The organism is Leucothrix arctica, assembly GCF_003172895.1.
In the GTDB taxonomy this organism is placed as follows: domain Bacteria; phylum Pseudomonadota; class Gammaproteobacteria; order Thiotrichales; family Thiotrichaceae; genus Leucothrix; species Leucothrix arctica.
The window spans coordinates 45,168-64,260 of sequence record NZ_QGKL01000021.1 but is presented as its reverse complement, the minus strand read 5'-3'; the positions used below and the strand labels follow the sequence as shown (position 1 = coordinate 64,260).

Annotated in this window: 16 protein-coding genes; 8 read left to right on the top strand and 8 right to left on the bottom strand. The window is 43.9% G+C overall.

From position 1 onward, the window contains the following. Positions 1-97 precede the first annotated feature (97 nt). The 3 genes from DKT75_RS07135 (at position 98) to DKT75_RS07125 (ending at position 6,864) form a co-directional block, all read left to right on the top strand. Complete coding sequence (locus DKT75_RS07135) at positions 98-2,980, top strand: ribonucleoside-diphosphate reductase subunit alpha (RefSeq protein ID WP_109822735.1); 2,883 nt, start codon at positions 98-100, stop codon at positions 2,978-2,980. 87 nt (positions 2,981-3,067) lie between these two features. Further along, positions 3,068-4,354 (top strand): ribonucleotide-diphosphate reductase subunit beta, encoded by a 1,287-nt coding sequence (locus tag DKT75_RS07130; protein WP_109822734.1) that lies wholly within the window; start codon positions 3,068-3,070, stop codon positions 4,352-4,354. A gap of 173 nt (positions 4,355-4,527) precedes the next feature. Next, positions 4,528-6,864 carry an nSTAND3 domain-containing NTPase gene (locus tag DKT75_RS07125; RefSeq protein ID WP_109822733.1) on the top strand — a complete coding sequence of 779 codons (2,337 nt, stop codon included), beginning with the start codon at positions 4,528-4,530 and terminating at the stop codon, positions 6,862-6,864. A 14-nt stretch (positions 6,865-6,878) separates the two neighbouring features. Here the strand turns inward: DKT75_RS07125 and DKT75_RS07120 are convergent, their stop codons facing one another. The 3 genes from DKT75_RS07120 to DKT75_RS07110 form a co-directional block, all read right to left on the bottom strand. Continuing rightward, complete coding sequence (locus DKT75_RS07120; protein WP_109822732.1) at positions 6,879-8,057, bottom strand: HNH endonuclease domain-containing protein; 1,179 nt, start codon at positions 8,055-8,057, stop codon at positions 6,879-6,881. Between the two features lie 112 nt (positions 8,058-8,169). After that, positions 8,170-8,676, bottom strand: coding sequence for a class I SAM-dependent methyltransferase (locus DKT75_RS07115; RefSeq protein ID WP_158278808.1), 507 nt, complete (start codon positions 8,674-8,676; stop codon positions 8,170-8,172). A gap of 134 nt (positions 8,677-8,810) precedes the next feature. Beyond that, positions 8,811-9,620 (bottom strand): DUF3037 domain-containing protein, encoded by an 810-nt coding sequence (locus DKT75_RS07110; RefSeq protein WP_158278807.1) that lies wholly within the window; start codon positions 9,618-9,620, stop codon positions 8,811-8,813. A gap of 76 nt (positions 9,621-9,696) precedes the next feature. Here DKT75_RS07110 and DKT75_RS07105 point away from each other — a divergent pair, with 76 nt between their 5' ends. After that, positions 9,697-10,023 (top strand): hypothetical protein, encoded by a 327-nt coding sequence (locus tag DKT75_RS07105; RefSeq protein ID WP_109822729.1) that lies wholly within the window; start codon positions 9,697-9,699, stop codon positions 10,021-10,023. Positions 10,024-10,138: 115 nt separating this feature from the next. Here DKT75_RS07105 and DKT75_RS07100 read toward each other — a convergent pair whose 3' ends face one another. Beyond that, positions 10,139-11,107: a helix-turn-helix domain-containing protein gene (locus DKT75_RS07100; RefSeq protein WP_109822728.1), complete on the bottom strand. Its 969-nt coding sequence runs from the start codon at positions 11,105-11,107 to the stop codon at positions 10,139-10,141. Positions 11,108-11,271: 164 nt separating this feature from the next. Here DKT75_RS07100 and DKT75_RS07095 point away from each other — a divergent pair, with 164 nt between their 5' ends. From DKT75_RS07095 to DKT75_RS21880, 4 genes are read left to right on the top strand one after another with little or no spacing between them, the layout of a single operon-like run. Beyond that, positions 11,272-12,708 (top strand): ethanolamine ammonia-lyase subunit EutB, encoded by a 1,437-nt coding sequence (locus DKT75_RS07095; protein WP_109822727.1) that lies wholly within the window; start codon positions 11,272-11,274, stop codon positions 12,706-12,708. Next, on the top strand, positions 12,708-13,562 hold the full coding sequence (gene eutC / locus DKT75_RS07090; protein ID WP_109822726.1) for an ethanolamine ammonia-lyase subunit EutC: 855 nt from the start codon (positions 12,708-12,710) through the stop codon (positions 13,560-13,562). The genes DKT75_RS07095 and eutC overlap by 1 nt, the downstream gene beginning before the upstream one ends. A gap of 10 nt (positions 13,563-13,572) precedes the next feature. Beyond that, entirely contained in the window at positions 13,573-14,940 is a 1,368-nt protein-coding gene (locus DKT75_RS07085; protein WP_109822725.1) for an ammonium transporter, read from the top strand. Positions 14,941-14,942: 2 nt separating this feature from the next. Beyond that, on the top strand, positions 14,943-15,107 hold the full coding sequence (locus tag DKT75_RS21880; RefSeq protein WP_170310660.1) for a hypothetical protein: 165 nt from the start codon (positions 14,943-14,945) through the stop codon (positions 15,105-15,107). An 87-nt stretch (positions 15,108-15,194) separates the two neighbouring features. On the opposite strand, the gene DKT75_RS07080 is transcribed toward DKT75_RS21880, so the two are convergent. From DKT75_RS07080 to DKT75_RS07065, 4 genes are all read right to left on the bottom strand, one after another. Further along, a complete protein-coding gene (locus DKT75_RS07080) occupies positions 15,195-15,779 on the bottom strand; it encodes a mobile mystery protein B (protein ID WP_109822724.1) in 585 nt (194 codons plus the stop codon). Continuing rightward, positions 15,776-16,237, bottom strand: a complete 462-nt coding sequence (locus DKT75_RS07075) for a mobile mystery protein A (RefSeq protein WP_109822723.1) — start codon at positions 16,235-16,237, stop codon at positions 15,776-15,778. Before DKT75_RS07075 ends, DKT75_RS07080 begins: the two co-directional genes overlap by 4 nt. A gap of 170 nt (positions 16,238-16,407) precedes the next feature. Continuing rightward, the gene (locus DKT75_RS07070) at positions 16,408-17,658 is read right to left on the bottom strand and encodes an ATP-binding protein (RefSeq protein ID WP_109822722.1); all 1,251 of its coding nucleotides are present in this window, start codon (positions 17,656-17,658) and stop codon (positions 16,408-16,410) included. Positions 17,659-17,944: 286 nt separating this feature from the next. After that, positions 17,945-19,087: a succinylglutamate desuccinylase/aspartoacylase family protein gene (locus DKT75_RS07065; RefSeq protein WP_109822721.1), complete on the bottom strand. Its 1,143-nt coding sequence runs from the start codon at positions 19,085-19,087 to the stop codon at positions 17,945-17,947. Positions 19,088-19,093 lie beyond the last annotated feature (6 nt).

Here is a 19,093-nt window from a genome sequence, read left to right as displayed (position 1 = left end):
GTCTGATTTTTAATCATCACTGCTTAAAAAAACATTTTATTATTTTTTAGGTTGCAGCAACTGCTTCCTGGGCTTTAGAGAACATCGGAGAGACTACATGAGTACTGCTAGCGACGACTTGTCGATAACATCAGGCGCACCTGTACAAAACACAAACACTGCTACTAATAACGTTGTAGTTGCTGATTCTATCTATAAGGTCATCCGTCGTAATGGAAGTGTGACCCCTTTCGATGTTAACAAAATCGAAGTGGCACTTACTAAAGCGTTCCTAGAAGTTGAAGGTGGCGTAGTCGCTGCTTCATCTCGCGTACACATCGAAGTAAAAGACCTTGCTGCTCAAGTATTTGACTCACTGTTCCGTCGTATGTTGGATGGTGGAGTAGTGCATATCGAAGACGTACAAGACCAAGTTGAACTAGCACTTATGCGTGCGGGTGAGCAAAAGGTTGCACGTAGTTATGTACTGTATCGTGAAGAGCGTTCACGCTTACGTGCTGAGAAAGAAAGTAAAGCAGCACCTAAGAAAGGCAAAGGCGCAGTAAAGAAAGCGGTTATTCACGTAACAACAGTGACTGGCGAGCGTAAGCCATTAGACGAAAAGCGTCTAAAGAAAGTGGTTAAAGAAGCCGTTGCTGGTTTGAGTGGTGTTGACGGTGACGCGGTACTTGCAGAAAGTATGCGTAACCTATTCGACGGCATCAAAGAGACAGACGTTATCTCTGCTTTCGTTATGTCTACTCGTGTGATGATCGAAAAAGATCCTAGCTACTCACAAGTCGCTGCTCGCCTATTGATGGACTCTATCCGTACTGAAGCGCTAACGCTGCTAAACGGTCGTCCTACAGACGCAACGCAAGCTGAAATGAAGAAGCTTTACCCTGAAATGTTGGGTAAATACATTCGTAAGTCAGTTGAGTTAGAGCTAATCGACGACGAGCTAAGCCGTTATGACCTAAATAAGTTAGGTGCGGCAATGAAGCCAGAGCGTGACCAGCAGTTCACATACCTTGGCTTACAAACACTATACGACCGTTACTTCGTACACGTTGACGACGTTCGTTTTGAGCTACCACAGATCTTCTTTATGCGTGTAGCAATGGGCTTGGCAATCAACGAAGTTGATCGCGAAACTCGTGCGATTGAGTTCTACGACCTACTGTCTAGCTTCAACTTCATGAGCAGTACGCCGACACTATTCAACTCTGGAACACTTCGTCCACAGTTGTCGTCATGCTACCTAACGACACTGCCTGACAACCTAGCGGGCATCTACGATGCTATTAAAGATAACGCATTGTTATCTAAGTACGCAGGTGGTTTGGGTAATGACTGGACGTCAGTTCGTGGTCTTGGCTCACACATCAAGGGTACTAACGGTAAGTCACAAGGTGTTGTACCGTTCCTTAAAGTCGCGAATGACACTGCTGTAGCCGTAAACCAAGGTGGTAAGCGTAAGGGTGCAGTTTGTGCATACCTTGAGACGTGGCACATCGACGTAGAAGAGTTTATCGAGCTACGTAAGAACACAGGTGATGATCGTCGCCGTACGCACGATATGAACAGCGCAAACTGGATTCCTGATTTATTCATGAAGCGTGTAGCAGAAGAAGGTAACTGGACTCTGTTCTCACCAGACGACTGCCCTGACCTTCACGACCTTTCAGGCTTAGCGTTTGAAGCGAAGTACAAAGAATACGAAGAGAAAGCCGCTAACGGTGAGATCAAACTAACAAAGACACTGAAGGCACTAGACCTTTGGCGTAAAATGTTAGGCATGTTGTTTGAAACAGGTCATCCTTGGATCACATTCAAAGACCCATGCAACATTCGTTACAGCAACCAACACGTAGGTGTGGTTCACAGCTCAAACCTATGTACTGAAATCATGCTTCACACAAACGAAGACGAGATTGCAGTATGTAACCTAGGTTCTATCAACATCGCTAAGCACACAACTGCTGACGGTATTGATATGAAGATGTTGGAGAAGACAGTTAACACGGCAATGCGCATGTTAGACAACGTCATCGACTACAACTACTACAGCGTGCCACAAGCGCGTCGTTCAAACCTACAGCATCGTCCAGTTGGAATGGGCTTGATGGGCTTCCACGATGCACTTTACAAGCAAGACTTAGTATACGCATCACAAGACGCGGTCACGTTTGCTGACAACAGCATGGAAGCGATTTCATACTTCGCAATCACAGCATCTAACAACCTTGCTAAAGAGCGTGGCGCATACCCAAGCTTCAAAGGTTCTTTGTGGGATCAAGGCATCTTGCCAATCGACTCACTAGAGTTACTACAAGAAGCGCGTGGTGAAGACTACCTACAAGTTGATAAGTCGCAGACATTGGATTGGGATACGTTGCGTGCAAGTGTTCAAGAGCACGGCATGCGTAACTCAAACGTAATGGCGATTGCACCAACAGCAACAATTTCAAACATCTGTGGCGTGAGTCAGTCAATCGAACCGACTTACCAAAACATGTTCGTTAAGTCGAACTTGTCAGGTGAATTTACCGTCGTTAACCCATACATGGTTGAAGAGCTAAAGAGCCTTGGCCTGTGGGATGACGTCATGATCAACGATTTGAAATACTTCGATGGAAGCTTGCAGCAGATAGATCGTATCCCTGCAAACGTACGTGAGAAGTATGCGAGCGCGTTTGAAATCGACCCTCGTTGGTTGGTTGAAGCAGGAAGCCGCCGTCAAAAGTGGATTGACCAAGGTCAGTCATTAAACCTTTATATGGCTGAGCCTTCTGGCGTAAAGATGGACAACTTGTATAAACTTGCTTGGGTCCGTGGTCTAAAGACGACTTACTACCTTCGTTCGTTAGGTGCTACGGCTATGGAAAAGTCAGGTAACGAGCCTGTTGCATCTACGCGTGGAGTTACGGATATTGTGGCGCCAAACGCGGCCCCAAGTGCCTGTTCTATCCTAGACCCGGAGTGTGATGCATGCCAGTAACTCGTAAATTGACTCGTACCAACCGAACTAAAACAAGTACGGCAGCTCGCTTAAATGCGAGCCGTCAAAAAAGGAGAACGACGCACCATGCTAAATTGGGACAATCCGATAGCGCCAAAAAAACCGGCGAATAATACAGGCGCTAGCGCGACTCCTGCCGAAAAGCTTGCGACAGCATTTGGTAACTACTCGAGCAGCTCCGTGCTGTCCGAGGAGTCTAGCGTAACGTCTACACCAGTAGCGGCGAAAGCCGCTGCTGCTCCTGAAGCACCAAAGCCGGCGGTAACGCCTGCTAGTGAGCCTGTGACTGAAAGTGCCGTACTAGGCATGGAACAGGAAGCAGAGCAGCTTGGTGTTACAGGCAAGATCATGACTGCCGTGAGTTCAGAAGACAAACGTGTAATCAATGGTCAAGGTGACATAAACCAGCTAGCACCGTTCAAATACCCTTGGGCTTGGGATTATTTCCTTAACGCCAACAAGAACCATTGGACACCGCTAGACATCAACATGGCTCAGGATGTACATGACTACAACCACACCCTGACCGATGCTGAAAAACACGTTTATGAAAACGTACTGGCTTACCTAACAACATCTGACATCATGGCGATGCGTAACATCGGCCTAGCTGTGATGGAGAAGATGACAGCGCCTGAGCTACAGATTTATCAGGCACGTCAGGTATACGAAGAAGCGCTACACACATGGACATACCAGCATTGCATCGAGACCCTTGGTATCGATCAGGCTGAGATTTATAACCGTTACCGTGTTGTGCCAGAGATCAACCAGAAGATTCAGCTAGCTAACCGTCGTTTGAATGACGTTATGCGCTCTGACATGGATCTGACTAACCAAGATGACCTAAGCAGCTTTGTTATGTCATACATGTTCTTCTCAGGCATCTTTGAAGGCAGCTGGTTCTACAACGGCTTTACACCAATCTTCTCGCTACAGCGTCGTGGATTGATGAAGGGTACGTCTGAGCAGCTTCAATACATCATGCGTGATGAAGTGATGCACGCATCATTTGGTATCCGTGTTGTTAAGCAGATCTTGATTGAGAATGATGTGAAGCTTGATCCTAAAGAGATTCGTAAAATGTGGGATGAAGCGGAAGCAGCTGAAATTAGCTACGCACGTTACATATTACGCGAGCCTATCTTAGGTTATAACGCTGATGACCATATTGAACAGTTCCGATTCATTGCTAACCGTCGTGCGCGTCAGTTAGGTCTTGAAGAGCCGTTCCCAGGCGCACAAAATCGCAGTCCTTGGTTGGATGAGCAGGCGAACATGAAGAAGGAGAAAAACTTCTTTGAGACGCGTGTTACTGAATACCAAACGGGCGGCGCGCTGAAATGGGATTAATTCGTTAATCCGAACCCCTAGAAGTGCATTTTAAGCCCGGCGATTGTCGGGCTTTTTTGTGTTTAAGGTTTGGATTAAGGTTAGTTTTTACACTCCTTAGTTAACCTCTGTTAATATGCTTATCAATAACTTGCGATCAAAAGAACTAACTTTTTTTGTACTTAAGGATTTTTATGAGCGACTTAACTAACCTCTCTTGGGAAGATTTCGAAGACCTTTGTTTAGATATTGCGAAATATGAAACAGGTATGAGGTTTTCCGCTTTTGGGCCAGGTGCGGATGGTGGTGAAGATGGTCGTCATTCGAAAGGGGATGACTTAACTGTTATTCAATGTAAGCATTATGTTGGCTCAAGTTTTGATTCTTTAGTATCTGCTGTTAAGAAAGAAGTTAAAAACTTAAAGAGACTAAAACCCAAGAGGTACTTGTTTTTTACATCCCAGCTTCTGTCGAAGACTCAATGGGATAAACTGAAAAAAATTCTTGATCCTTATTTGCTGTATGACGAAGACCTTTGGACTCAAAAGGATATTGAAGGAGCTTTGAGAACCCACCCAGATATATTGAAGTCACACTTTAAACTCTGGTTGTCAGGGACAGCGATACTAGAAAAAGTACTACACTCGGGTTTAGAGGAGTTTACTAAAGCTACTAAAGAGGAAATTTTAGATCAGGTTAAGATGTATGTTACAAACAAGAGCTTTGATGAGGCTTTGTCAAAGCTTGAAAGTGAAAAAGTCTTAATCATCTCGGGACCACCAGGAGTAGGAAAAACAACCTTAGCAAAGATGGTCTCATATAAATACCTGGGTAACGATTTTAGTTTTTTTGCGATCAGATCGTTGGAAGAAGGATTTTCAAAAATAGGCAAAGATAAGCCTATAGTCTTTTACTTTGATGATTTTTTAGGGAGAATAGAGTTACGTAAGAGATCTTTATCAGAACAAGACTCCGAGCTTGCTACTTTTGTAAATCGAATTAAAAAATCAAAGAATGCTAGGTTTATTCTCACTACGAGGTCTCATATATTTGAGGAGGCGAGATTGGTTTCGGATTATATTGACCATAGTCGTTTTCAGCTTGCTAAGTATATTTTAGATGTTGGTATTTATACTAGGCGTATTAAAGCATCAATTTTTTATCAGCATTTAAATGTGTCGAATTTAAGCCAGAAACACTTTGCGGCTCTGCTTGAAGGAGATTGGTTAAAAACTATTATTGACCATCCAAACTATAACCCTCGGCTTATTTCCTATGTTTCAAGTGATATGCCTGAAGAAATAGAAGCTGTTGACTACCCAGAACATATACATAATATATTAAAAAAACCTGATGTAGTGTGGAAAAAGCCGTATAGAGGTTTGAGCCCTAAGTCTCAAGATTTATTGATAACATTATATTTTAGTAACCAATATGGAGCTTCAATTGATAGTTTGAAAAAATCATATGATAAAGTGCATAGAGTAATTAGTATCCATTACAATCAGCCTTTGGGGTTAAATGATTTTGAAGAGGCCATACAGATTCTAGAGTCTGGGTTTATAAAAATTGAGAATAAAAAAATAGATTTTATAAATCCATCTATTAGAGATTTTCTGAAAGAAAACTTAAGAGATCTAAACCTACTATCTATACTTACCAAAGATATATGGTGTCCGAGTTGGGCTAATAATTTATGGAAATATACAGATCAAGTAATGGGTTATGGTAATGAAAAGAGAGGTGAACTGGCGTTAAATTTTTTAGAATTTTCTCATGATTTGGATACAGTTTTTTCTAACCTTCCCTCAATTAGAAAAAACACTTATAGTTATGATAATTTAAGTTTTATAAAAAGATTAGAGCTACTTTTAAATTGGTGGTACGCTTCAGAAGAAGTGCTATTTCTTAAAAAGATTTCGGATATTCTTAAAAATAATTCAATATTATTAGAGGGCTCGGAGGCAAATAATTTACCGTATATTTATTATATGGTTAAATCTAGCCTTGATTATATAATTGAGGAAGCAGAATCGCTTGAGTTATCGGAAGATACTCAGGGGGAACGCTTTAAAAAGCTGTTGGAAGTAAAAACAGTGATGTTTAGCTTATTGGCATTAGTAGAGTCAAGATTGGAACTGTCTCTTACTGAGGTGAGAGATGTTGATGAAAAAATAGCGCTTAAACGTAATATAGATGATCATATGTATGATGATATAAAGAGTATAGTTTACAATAAAATAGATAATCAAATTTCTCAAGAATTTGAATTAGTTGAAAGTCATATTGATAACTATGAAACAAAGGATGAATTATTAGAGTATTTGGAGTCACTAAAAACTCTTTCTAGTGTTTCGGAGTACTCATATGATGATGCTGAAACAGTAATTGAAGATCGAATTAATAATTTGGAAGAAGAAGAGGTTGCTGAAGAAATTATTGAAAATGTACCAACTTATAAATCATCTGAAATTGAATTTAATGAGGATTCAATAAAGAGTTTATTTTCAAACCTGATAGTACCAGTGTGAAATAAGCTGTCTTTTTAAATGTTATTTTCTGATGAGTGAGGTTCGTTCTTATAAAGCCAACTCGCCTCAAACCCACTCGTCTTAGCCAGTGTCATCATCGGCATTAAAACACCTGTATAAGCATCCCGAACTGCGTTCTCGTCCAGCAACAACTTAGGATCTAGGCGCAAATCCATCGCATAAGACTCTGTGATCTTATCCCAACTCTTAGCTGACATTACTTTCGAGCTAACCTCTAACGCCTGAATCTGCTGCTGAATAAACTTCTCAACATAGTCATCCGCAGGCAGCTTATTCCCTTTTGACGAATTTGATGATGGAGTCACAGGACAAAGGTTCCAGATCTGGTCGTGACAGATAAAAGTCCACGGCAGAAAGTGATCTAGCGAGAATGATTGATTGAGCAACGGCTCATTCGAATATATACAGCGTAAGTCTTGGCCAGCATCGGCCTCGATGATTTTCTTCCAGAAGCTGGTTTGCGAACTCAACGACGAGCGCTTAATCGGCGGCAATACTTTGTTGATAATGGCAGGTGTATTTGGGTTACGCTTTTGTAGATAGCTAATCCAGCCCATCAGCGTCCAGTCTTTAACTATGGTGATGTTCCCCGCTTGTAGCAGGTAGTTAACCCACTCAGGGTGTATCTGTATACAGGCTTGGTCTTGATCTTGAACGAAACTGTAGAGTGGAATAGTTTGAGTGTTGTATTGGCTTGCTAGATCAGCAATCGCATCATTCTTTCTCTTCTCAGGAATACCGCTTAACTCAGCACTATAAAAAGGTGATAGCAGACGGTACGGGACAAATCTCAGTAATGAGTAAAGCCCAATGTCTTTAGCTTGTTCCTTGATTGCCGCTCTTAGCTGCGTTTGCCCTCTTGTACTAGTGATGGCTTTAAACGACGGGTCAAACTGCAATTGACTAATGATCTTAGCGACTTGATCTTGCCAACCGAATGAGAGCTTATAAAACTGTATTGGATACCAGCTAAGCAGTGCCATTTCGACCGCGAGATCTTCCAAAGCAAAGCGAACAGGTTCGCCTTCTTTTCTGTGTGTGCTTTGAAGTGTGTTTAAAATCGCTAAAAAGAAGAGAAACTTGTAGGAAGTCGAGGTACTTTTAAATAAGCGCGAGAGTGCTGCGACGTCTAGTTTTGAGTGTTGTGGAAGCTGTGGTGAGTATGATGACATTATGTGGAGTGATACTTCCGAAGAGAAAACTAGCAAGCTGTTATGTCAGATTAATACTCAAAGCGATAGATGGCAAGTGCGCATGTTTCATGGGAAACATTAGGCGTTACCACTACTTTCTAAACACCAAGTTATTCCAAACATGCCCGCGCTCTTCCTCGGTGTTTTGCGCATGACTGACAAGCGTTGCACCAAGGCGCTCAAAGGTTTGAATGAGTGTGTTGGGTGCTAATGGCGTATACAGCTTTCCAGACTCTCTATTATCGTCAGAAGGCGAGCCACGGTAGGTAATGAGTACGCAGCCACCTATTTCGGTAACACGAAGCAAGTTAGTAGCGGTTTCTTCTAGTTGATCTTCTGGCAAGTGCATGATGACAGCCGAACACAACACATTCGCGAACTGCTCGGTTTTTATAGTGGTTAACTTGGGTAGTGAGTCTTGTATGAAGCTGATGTTGGGGTAGCTGTCTTTGGCTAGGTTAAGCATGCCAGTCGATGCATCAACACCAGTGGTTAAATAGCCGTTGAGAGATAGCCAATCGCAGTCCCTGCCTGTACCACAACCGACATCAAGTACCACATTGCCTTTTGAGAAGTGCTTGGTGATGAGTTCATACAACCAAGTAGGCGACAGTAAGTGGTGTAGCTTTGCTACTGCTTGGTAGTTAGCGTCGTAGCTGGCAATTGTTTTTTATCCATAGCTAGACTATAACTCAGCAAAACTCCTAACTGTCAGTGATACAGCTAGTTGTTTTAATGATGTTGAGCGAACTCAGCAATATTAGCTTTGTCTTCAATATCTAGCATAGTAATACCAGACTCTTTGATCTGCTCGCTAACCTTCTCATAGGCGTCGTAAATCTTACCTTTCTTATGAGCTGGTGCTTGGAAAGTAAATAGCACGTTGTCAGGTGTAGTCACCTTCATGCGAAACAGTTGGTCCATTTTGGTTAGCCACTGTAAGCCATGATCAAACAGCTTTGTTGAGTCAGCATGTTTAAAATGAATAGGTTTGATTACAGCTGGCCTATCACCATTATCGTGAACAAATGGCAAATTAACTTCATAGTAGTCAGAGCCCAAAGAAGCCTTTTTATATCTGCCCACTAATTTATGAGTTCTCAAAAGCTGAGTAATACTCGCTCGCATTTTTTCTTCATGCCCAGTTTCATTGGTAAATGCATGATGAACATAGTGTTCAAATAGGGCATCAGTCGTGCTTTGAGGGTCTTCAGCTAATCGTGCAAAATGATCACTGTATTGAATAACGCCTTCTCTTGATCTAACCAACTCATCATAAATTTGTTCGAAGTTATGATAGTCGTTAGCCATTTTTTGTATGCGTGTAAGCTCATCCTTTAGGATGCTTAAGGTATTTTGAAGGATTGTTTTATCTAGCTTTGAAAAGAAGCTAGTAACTCTACCGTAAGTATTTTGAGGCAGTAATTTGAAAATGAATTTGCCAGTTTTAGGCACAAAGAGTACGACACCAATATTGGCGAACTCTTGCGTTTCAGCATAGGGCTGAAAGCGGATGATATTGTATTTGCAGGCGTATTTCATTTTATAACCCTTCCCAGATATTACCTTTGTGATCATACCAAAGATATAGCTGTACCTCTTAAAAGGAGTATAACCAATGCAAGTCATAGAAATAAAAGAACTCCAAACCAATCCCGATAAGCTTTCTAAAACTTTCAGGCAAAATGACTACGCACTCATAACTAAGCACGGCCAGCCAGTAGGGTTAGCGCTACCTTTCACTGACAGCGTTATGGATCAAGGTTTAAAGACTTGGTGCTCCGTAAAAGGCTTCCAAAACGGTGACCTTAGCTTAGGTCAACTCAGTCGTTCATTAGGAAAAAGTCAGCGGGAGACCATGAAGCTATTAGGCTTTCTAGGTGTTGCAATCGCAGACTATGACCTAGAAGAAGACTTGAGTGCTATCGACGAATTGGTGGGTTAACCGATGACGAACGGATATAGATTATCTGAAAAGCCGTAGTTTAATCTCTGAAATATGTTTCATGGGAAACATAGGTGGCTTGTAGTGATCACTTAGAAAACGCCACTTTAAGAAACTACGCCGCCCAACGCTCCCGCGTTTCAGAAGGCCGCTCACCAAATAACTCTCGATAATCTTTAGTGAATTGGCTTAAGTGTAAAAAGCCCCAGTCAGCCGCAACATCCGCCACAGTTGTCTCCGCACGAGCAACCAACAAGCTACGTCGCGCCCCATTAAGTCGGGTCGCACGTAAGTACTGTATCGGACTAATCCCCACAATAGACTCAAAGCTATATTGCAACGTTCGACGGCTCGCACCCACTGCTTTGCACAGTTCGGTAATTTGAATCGGCCTATCTTTATTCGCCTCTAAATAATCAGTGATTCTGTCTACCACCTGCTTGCGTCGCGTATAACTCTGCGCGGTTTCTGCACAAGGTTGCTGACTCTGCAAAATCTCTAGCAAAGCCATGGTAATAATGTCCTGCTGCAATTTTGCACCGGGTAATACCGTTGTTTCACGCAGCAACCGATGAAGTAGAAATCGTAAATTCGCCATGAAGCTTTCTGGAATCGCCAAGCGCTCATAGGTAGCAAAGTCACTCCAATTTATATCCATACCCTGACTATCAGCGCTACACATCATCTCTTCCTTACGCACCACTATCCCGTAAATATCATGATTTTGCGGTGTAATTAGCTCAAATTCACGATTACCCGGACGGCACATCAAGTCATTATCGCCTAAGCTAATACCATTAATACGACTGTCCGAGCCTTTATTTGCCGCGATACCCAGCCAAATACTATCTGGCCAAACATTACAGTTTTGGTGTAGCTGATGACTCGTGAATTCATGAAATACCTGCAAGCCATTAAACGCTATCTCAGTGATGCTGCCATGAAATTGGCCTGAGCTAATCTGGTCGTAACACTGCTCCCAATTGGTCAAATTACTGGCGTGTTCATTCGCATCATCGGCTGTTGCCGTGGTCATTGAGTTGCGCTTGATTGGTGCATCGGGGGTGAAATGGGGGTGCTTCATGTGTGCGCCTAGTATTATCAGATTTAACAAAAAATCATCAATATATAACCTAAATAACTGAATTTATTACACTATTCAGTTTTGCCAATTTTCGATAACCACCGAAAACGGCTCTTTGATACTTTATTAACAAGCAATATTCATTCCAGAATATAAGGAAAACTATGCAAGATTCATTACATCAAACAAGCACAGGACGCTCGAGTTACCGCTACGTACTCGGGACGCGCACCTACAGCTTTAGCAATCTCGCTGATGTAATGGCTAAGGCGACACCCGCTCGCTCTGGTGACTATCTTGCAGGTGTTGCCGCAGAGTCTTCAGAGGAACGCGCTGTCGCGCAACAGGTGCTCGCAGAAGTGCCTTTAAAAACATTCCTAAGCGAAGCGCTAATACCTTATGAGGAGGATGAGGTGACTCGCCTCATCATGGACGAACACGATCTAGATGCCTTTTCACCGATCTCCCATTTGACAGTTGGTGACTTCCGTAACTGGCTACTCAGTGACGCGGCAACGTCTGACAGTTTAACGTCAATTCGAGCAGGTATTACTCCAGAAATGGTGGCAGCAGTCTGCAAAATCATGCGCAATCAGGATTTGATTTTGGTCGCGCAAAAATGCCATATCACCACCGCATTTCGTAACACGCTTGGCTTGCCCGGTAACCTCTCAACGCGCTTGCAGCCTAACCACCCAACGGATGATGTCACGGGCATTGCCGCTAGTATTTTGGATGGTTTGCTCTATGGCAGTGGTGATGCGGTCATTGGTATCAACCCCGCTACTGACAATGTCGCGCAAGCAGTAAACCTAATGAAACTGATGGACTCAGTCATTCAAGAGTATGAGATACCAACACAATCTTGCGTACTCACTCACGTCACCAACACCTTAGAAGCGATCGAACAAGGCGCACCTGTTGACCTTGTTTTCCAATCCATTGGCGGTACTGAAGCCACTAATAGTAGCTTTGGCTTCAACCTCTCAACACTGGCAGAGGCACAAGATGCAGCACTATCGCTAGAGCGTGGCACGGTTGGCGATAACGTCATGTATTTCGAAACGGGCCAAGGTAGCTCGTTGTCGGCCAATGCACACCACGGACTAGACCAACAAACCTGCGAAGTTAGAGCCTATGCTGTCGCACGGAAGTTTTCACCGCTATTGGTCAATACCGTGGTTGGTTTCATTGGCCCTGAATACTTGTTTGACGGTAAAGAAATTATCCGTGCAGGTCTCGAAGATCACTTCTGCGGCAAGCTACTCGGACTGCCTATGGGCTGTGACATCTGCTACACCAACCACGCAGAGGCTGATCAAAATGATATGGACAACTTGCTGACCTTGTTAGGTGTTGCTGGCTGTACTTTCATTATGGGCATTCCTGGCTCTGACGACATCATGCTCAACTACCAAACCACCTCCTTTCACGATGCGCTTTATCTGCGTCGTGCATTGGGGTCTAGCCCTGCGCCAGAGTTCGAGCAGTGGCTAGCAAAAATGCAAATCATCGAAGAGAACAGTCGTTTTACCTTGAATAACGCGCTACCCGCCTCTTTCGCGGGCTCTTTGAAATTAGCACATGAGGGAAACCTCTGATGAGTGATAACAAAACGCCTGACATCGTCACCAACAACCTTTGGCAGTCCTTGCGTGTTTATACCGATGCGCGCATTGGGCTTGGCCGCGCAGGCGTGAGCTTGCCAACTAATGCTTTGCTCGATTTTCAACTGGCACATGCTCAAGCGCAAGATGCGGTTCATACGCCATTGGATGTGCAAGTACTAGAAGAACAGCTAAAGCCGCTCGCTGAAACCTTTGAATTGGCGGACACACTACAAATACACAGTCAGGCTAGCGATAGAAAAACTTATTTGCAACGGCCTGACTTTGGCCGTCGCCTCGACGCATCATCAGCAGATTTATTAAGAGGTCGCGTTTCAGAAATTCAAAGTGACGTTGACTTGGCTATTGTGATTGTTGATGGATTGTCATCACGTGCCATCAGCGAAAATATTTCCCCGTTTTTGACTGAGTTACTCAGCGCCTTAAAACAAGACAAGCAAGAGTGGTCTATCGCTCCGCTAACCGTCGTCCAACAAGGGCGTGTTGCCATTGGCGATGAGGTCGGTGAACTACTCAATGCGCGCACTGTGCTGGTATTAATCGGCGAACGCCCCGGCCTTAGCTCTCCCGATAGCTTAGGACTCTACCTGACGTGGTCTCCTCGTGTCGGACTGACTGACGCTAGCCGCAACTGTATTTCCAATATCCGAAAAGCAGGCCTGATTTACCCCGACGCTGTGCGCAAGGCAATTTACCTGCTTAAAGAATCACGCTCACGCCAACTGTCTGGTGTGCAGCTGAAAGAACGCTCCCAAGACCCCGTCATTGATGGAGCAGAAACACACCGCAACTTCCTTATTCCTAAACCAACCAAACCAACACACTGAGGGTATTCAAATGACTGAAACACCAACCCTAGAATCCTTGCAAGCCGCGCTTGAGGCTCAGCAAAAGGTTTTTGAAATGCACCAATCAATGAACATGGAAGTGTTCTATTGGTGGTGTACTGGCATTATGTTTTTAATACACGCTGGCTTTCTGGCCTATGAAATGGGCGCATCTCGCGCTAAAAACGCATTAGCAGCAGGTATCAAAAACATTCTTGCGCTAGCGGTAATTATTCCGACGTTCTACCTGTTTGGCTGGTGGATCTATAACGCATTCCCAGGTGGTCTTATCCCGGTTGATGCTTCGGCTGCCTTACCATGGGCACAAAGCATGGGGCCTGATGTAAAAGACTTAGGCACGGGTGTTTTCTGGGCGGCCTTTGCATTGTTTGGTGCGACCACCGGTTCTATTCTTTCTGGCGCAGTGATTGAGCGTATCCGTGTAAGTGCTTTCCTAATCTTGACGGTTGTTTTAGGTAGCGGCGTATGGATTCTTGCTGGTGCTTGGGGATGGCATCCAGATGGTTGGTTGCTGACTAAGCTGGGCTACCATGACGTAGGTGCGTCAGGCGTGGTACATGCAGTCGCAGGCTTCTTTACTTTGGGTGTATTGCTGAACCTTGGCGCACGTAAAGGTAAGTTCATTAATGGCGTTGCTCAAACCATTGCACCACATAGCTTACCAATGACCTTGATCGGTTTGATGCTGATCATTGTTGGTTTCTTCGGCTTCCTTGGCGGCTGCATCATCTTCAACGGTGGAGAGACAGGCTGGACTACCATCTACGGTAATCCAACTAACTTATCGGCATTTGCCTTCAATACGTTAATGGGCTTCGCTGGTGGAATCATCGGTTGCTACATCGCTTCTCGTGATCCTTTCTGGACGATGTCTGGTGGACTGGTCGGTATCATCTCGGTTGCTGCAGGTCTTGACCTTTACGATCCGGGATTAGCATTTATCATCGCAACGTGCATGGGTATCGCAGCGGTTTACTTCGCTAAAATGCTTGAGAAAATGGGCGTTGATGACGCTGTGGGTGCGGTATCAGTTCACGGCTTCACAGGTGTTATTGCAGTTATTCTAGTCGGCGTATTTGCTGGCGGCACACCTAATGTAGAAGGCCATCCTGCAATCAGCTTTAGCGGTCAATTGATCTCAGCAGCAGTAATGGTAGTGGTCGGTTTCCTTCCGGGATATGGGCTTTCTTTCCTACTGAAGAAATTCAACGCATTACGTGTACCTGAGAAGTGCGAAGACATCGGTATTGATGAAGTTGAAATCCTAGCTAAGCCTTATCCTGAGGCAGGTGTACCAGCAAGTGCGGCTGGTGAAGTACCAAACAAACTCGCTAACCCAGAACCACAAGGAGCTTAATTATGGGAACCTCTATTACCTCTTGGGAAGATGTTTCAGCCTACTTTACGTTTGCTGATAATCCAGCGGCATTGACCATCTTTGCTTTTGGCTGCGGCGCTATTGTTGTAGCGCTGATAGCCTCTATCATGAAACATGAAAACAAAGCATTCGATGCTCATAAGTAACAAAGACTGTTGCTAACAAAAAGCCGCTCCTTGTAACCAAGGGGCGGCTTTTTTGATGACGTTAAGCGCTCGGACATGGATCTGACTTTAAGTTGATGAAAACTCTAATAGCATCGTAATATCACCTCGATCAGCTGCACGCAAAGCTTCAATATATTGTTTCCGTACATCCCCAGATGCAGTCAGAGTTGTGCGACTTCCCCAAGTTAACCTTGGCTCTCCATGATTAACCAATAATAAATCAGCAAGTAATCTGGCACGTCTTCCATTGCCGTTTGGAAAAGGGTGAATAAAGACTAGTTGGTGATGAAGGCGAACGGCTAATTCGTGTTCAGGGTAAACGTCGTTATCAAGTTGGTATTGAGCGTTGTCTAGTAGGTTGCGTAGCTGCATTGATACTTGAGACCACTCAACACCGATATTTTTATTACTTGAGCGAAAGGTGCCTGCCCATTCCCACGTTTGATCAAACATCTTTTTATGAAGCGATCTAACAAAGCCTTCAGTTAATAGCTGTGCTTTCTTTTGGCGCAAAGCCCAACGTTCACCTTCAATGATATTGGCTTCTTCCCAAGTGTTTAACTCGCTCTGGATGGTGATGTGTTGAGGAATTAAGCCAGCAGACTCATCAGCGTTGAGTGGTGTAGAGCCTTCAGGGTATTCAAATATCATTTCCAAAGCTCCTTTCCGTTACCTTCAAGCAAGCTTTTCTTTAGTTCTTCTAGTAGTAATTTTTGTGATGCACTATCGACTTCTTGGTCTTCCAGTTTCATGGAGTGTCCAATTGACTGTATTTGTTCTTTCGCTTTTCTTGTGGCTTGCCTATCGCGCATTTCTTCTAATGAATACTTTGGTACTAAGGAGTATCGTAGTTCACAGTCTAGCGCTTCAGCTGCTTTCATTAGAGATTTTAAAGTTATGGTGTTGGCGGCTTCTGAGTTCTCAACCTTTCGGACTCCAGTAGGAGTGATGCCAAGGCGCACAGCTAAAGAGTCCACTGTCATTCCCAGTGCTTCTCTTATTGTGCGAACCCAGCCTTGATTAGGTGTCCTTGAAAGTTGTGTTGAGCGCCATATTTCAAGTGATTTTTCAGTCTGTTGGCGCTTTAATACTTGGAATATGGAAGACATAATAAAACCTTTTTAGATAGCTATAGGTTTCATTATATTCCAAAAAAGAAACCTATAGGTTTCTTTTTAATTAATTTAAACAACCTGTGAGTTTCTTTTGTCACTGTATAGCTGCTGTTTTGTTGATATGATAGAACCTTTTTTGATACCAATAGATGTATGAATGTAATTCAGTAATTCGTAGGCAATTCCCAAAGCCAACTTATAGGCACTGCAAAGCAATTCTTCTCCGCAAGTGGTAAGCAGTTATTCCCACAGTAAAACAAAATACCACCCTGAAATTGATCACCGTATTGTGCTGCAAGTCTATATAGCCCGAGGCCATCCTTCGCTTGAATACTCGCAGCCTTTTTGACTTCAATTCCCCAAACCTTTCTTCCTTGTTCAATGACAAGGTCAACTTCTACCTGATCCTTATCGCGATAGTGACTAAACCGTGGTGGTTCTTCTAGCCAACCCGCCTGTGCAATGATTTGTTGAACAACAAAGCTTTCCAGTAGTGCGCCAAAGTTAACTTTGTGGTCGAACCAGTCAGAGGTTTTAACAGAGTGTAAAGTTGAGGCTAAGCCACTATCCACCCAATGAATTTTAGGTGTTTTGACTAATCGCTTAACTTGGTTTTTATGCCATGCTGGTAGTCGCTTTACTAAGAAAAGACGCTCTAGTACGGTGATGTACTTATCAACTGTTGCTCTACTTATATCTAACTCATTAGACAGGCTGCTGATATTTAGCAATGTTCCTGTACGTAACGCTAAAACTTGTGTGACACGGAGTAACTCGTTTTCGTCACGAATATTGGCTATGTCTTTCACATCACGCTGAATGATGGCTTTAAGGTACTGCGTATGCCATTGGCGAGATCGGACTTCATTACGTGAGTTAGCTTCAGGGTAACCGCCTCTACAAACGGCTTCTGCAACGCCATTGATACCTGCTTGCTCACCAATGATTTTAGCCGTTAGTGGTCTATCCAATAGCCTTGCTAGAAAACTATGTTGGCTCCTATGTTTTTCTTGTTCGGTGAGAGGTTGTAGGTTGAGAACTTCCATACGTCCAGCCAGTGACTCTTGCACTCGTGGTAATAAAAGTAGGTTAGCCGAACCTGTTAGCAAGAAACGACCTGGTGTGCGTTGCTGATCAACACTGGCTTTTATTGCAGGCATTAACTCAGGTATACGTTGAATTTCATCAAGTATAACTTTCTCAGGAAGTCCAGCGATGAAGCCTGTAGGGTCTTGCTTTGCGGCAGTAAGAATCGCGTTGTCGTCAAAGTTTATGTATGTCCTTTGGCTGTCGAACTGTTGTGCGAGTGTTGTTTTACCGCACTGCCTAGCACCTAATATACATACTACAGGGGTGTCACTCAGCGCTATCTTTAGCTTTGATTGTAGGTATCGAGGTAGAAATTTTGAATTCATAGCTACGGTAATTTTTTTGCCAGACTGTCGTCCGATTGCTATCTAGTATAGCGTCCAATTGCTATCTAGTATAGCGTCCAATTGCTATCTACAGCCCCGTCTAATTGCAATATAAGAAGGGCGTTTATAGATTTTCCAGCTATTAATCTGATACATATTTGTCTGCAAACTTTTTATTTTAAGACATTTTCAGCGTTAAGTTACTATTGAGTCAGGAGTCACTGGATATTTGAGGTGGCGGTGCTATTTTTGTTGTTCTTAATGAAGTTGCTTCAGAAGCAACTACTCAGTCAACCAACAAACTACCCGTACGAGAGTCTAAAACCTCTGTACCAACAACCTTAGCAATAGAGCTTCCCGGCCATACATATTTCTGATTATTGCGCGATAAAATGACCCCATCAGTACCCGCTAAAATAGGCGTACGCTTCACAAAAGCTTCTTCACCATCCAGCGCAATCAAGTCAGCCAGCACGTCACCTTTCTTAACGACATCACCCAGCTCAACTTTATAAGCTAGTAAACCTGCTTCAGTGACGCGAGTCATCTCCGTAGCCGCTAAGTCGGTCGCTTTAGCTGTCGCAGGTGGGCAAGGGCGTATTAGCTCGCCACTGATCAACGACTGACCCTGTAAGAAGCCATATAAGCGCTCTGCATCGTCTTTATTCAGCGGGTCAAATACATCAGAGAGTCCACGGTACTCTAGTGTTGCTGAGTGACAGGCCATCGGGATATTTTTATCAGGATACGCCTTGGCTAATTTGTTCCAAAGCAGTGACCACACTTCGTCAAACGAGCCACCACCGCTATCTTCTGTCGTTAGTGTTGCTGCCGCGCCCATCCAGTCAGATAACGACTGCATCACGTCAACTGACTGAGGTGCGGTAAAGATATGTGCCAACGCATCATTGTCACAGTGCAAATCCAGCACGTAGTCTGCATTAAACGCTTGCTGCATAACGCAATGACGCTGGTGTTCTAAGGCACTACAAGGCTGACTCGTTTCCAACCATTCAGCCAGTAACTGTCGCACTGCTTGGATGTTTTTAGTTGTGTCGTCACTCAGCACATCAGCGACTTTATCTTCGATGACTTGATACAAGTCTGGCCAGTTGCGGTTGTAGTTAACGCCTGTTGCTCGGTCGTAACGACCTTGGTGTTGACGGAAACCAATATCAGTCATACCCAATGGATTTACCATCGGGAAAACAACAAACTCTGCGGCTAACTGACCGTCACTGTCGGCTTGTTTAAGCAGCTTGAGTAGGTGGTGAAGCACCAAAATACCCGGTTGCTCATCCGCATGAAGTGCCGCTTGTAAAAACACTTTACGCTCAGCGTTTTCAGGCCCTATTCGAAAGTAGGTTAACTCAGTGGAGTTGCCGGGTGCGTCACCACGAATGGTGTGAGTAATCTTTTCAAATGACATGGTAAA

Excerpts from the sequence above, each read along its gene's own strand:
- DKT75_RS07135 (WP_109822735.1), top strand. The coding sequence starts at position 98 with ATGAGTACTGCTAGCGACGACTTGTCGATAACATCAGGCGCACCTGTA.
- DKT75_RS07130 (WP_109822734.1), top strand. The coding sequence starts at position 3,068 with ATGCTAAATTGGGACAATCCGATAGCGCCAAAAAAACCGGCGAATAAT.
- DKT75_RS07125 (WP_109822733.1), top strand. The coding sequence starts at position 4,528 with ATGAGCGACTTAACTAACCTCTCTTGGGAAGATTTCGAAGACCTTTGT.
- DKT75_RS07120 (WP_109822732.1), bottom strand. The coding sequence starts at position 8,057 with ATGTCATCATACTCACCACAGCTTCCACAACACTCAAAACTAGACGTC.
- DKT75_RS07110 (WP_158278807.1), bottom strand. The coding sequence starts at position 9,620 with ATGAAATACGCCTGCAAATACAATATCATCCGCTTTCAGCCCTATGCT.
- DKT75_RS07105 (WP_109822729.1), top strand. The coding sequence starts at position 9,697 with ATGCAAGTCATAGAAATAAAAGAACTCCAAACCAATCCCGATAAGCTT.
- DKT75_RS07100 (WP_109822728.1), bottom strand. The coding sequence starts at position 11,107 with ATGAAGCACCCCCATTTCACCCCCGATGCACCAATCAAGCGCAACTCA.
- DKT75_RS07095 (WP_109822727.1), top strand. The coding sequence starts at position 11,272 with ATGCAAGATTCATTACATCAAACAAGCACAGGACGCTCGAGTTACCGC.
- eutC (WP_109822726.1), top strand. The coding sequence starts at position 12,708 with ATGAGTGATAACAAAACGCCTGACATCGTCACCAACAACCTTTGGCAG.
- DKT75_RS07085 (WP_109822725.1), top strand. The coding sequence starts at position 13,573 with ATGACTGAAACACCAACCCTAGAATCCTTGCAAGCCGCGCTTGAGGCT.
- DKT75_RS21880 (WP_170310660.1), top strand. The coding sequence starts at position 14,943 with ATGGGAACCTCTATTACCTCTTGGGAAGATGTTTCAGCCTACTTTACG.
- DKT75_RS07080 (WP_109822724.1), bottom strand. The coding sequence starts at position 15,779 with ATGATATTTGAATACCCTGAAGGCTCTACACCACTCAACGCTGATGAG.
- DKT75_RS07075 (WP_109822723.1), bottom strand. The coding sequence starts at position 16,237 with ATGTCTTCCATATTCCAAGTATTAAAGCGCCAACAGACTGAAAAATCA.
- DKT75_RS07070 (WP_109822722.1), bottom strand. The coding sequence starts at position 17,658 with ATGAATTCAAAATTTCTACCTCGATACCTACAATCAAAGCTAAAGATA.
- DKT75_RS07065 (WP_109822721.1), bottom strand. The coding sequence starts at position 19,087 with ATGTCATTTGAAAAGATTACTCACACCATTCGTGGTGACGCACCCGGC.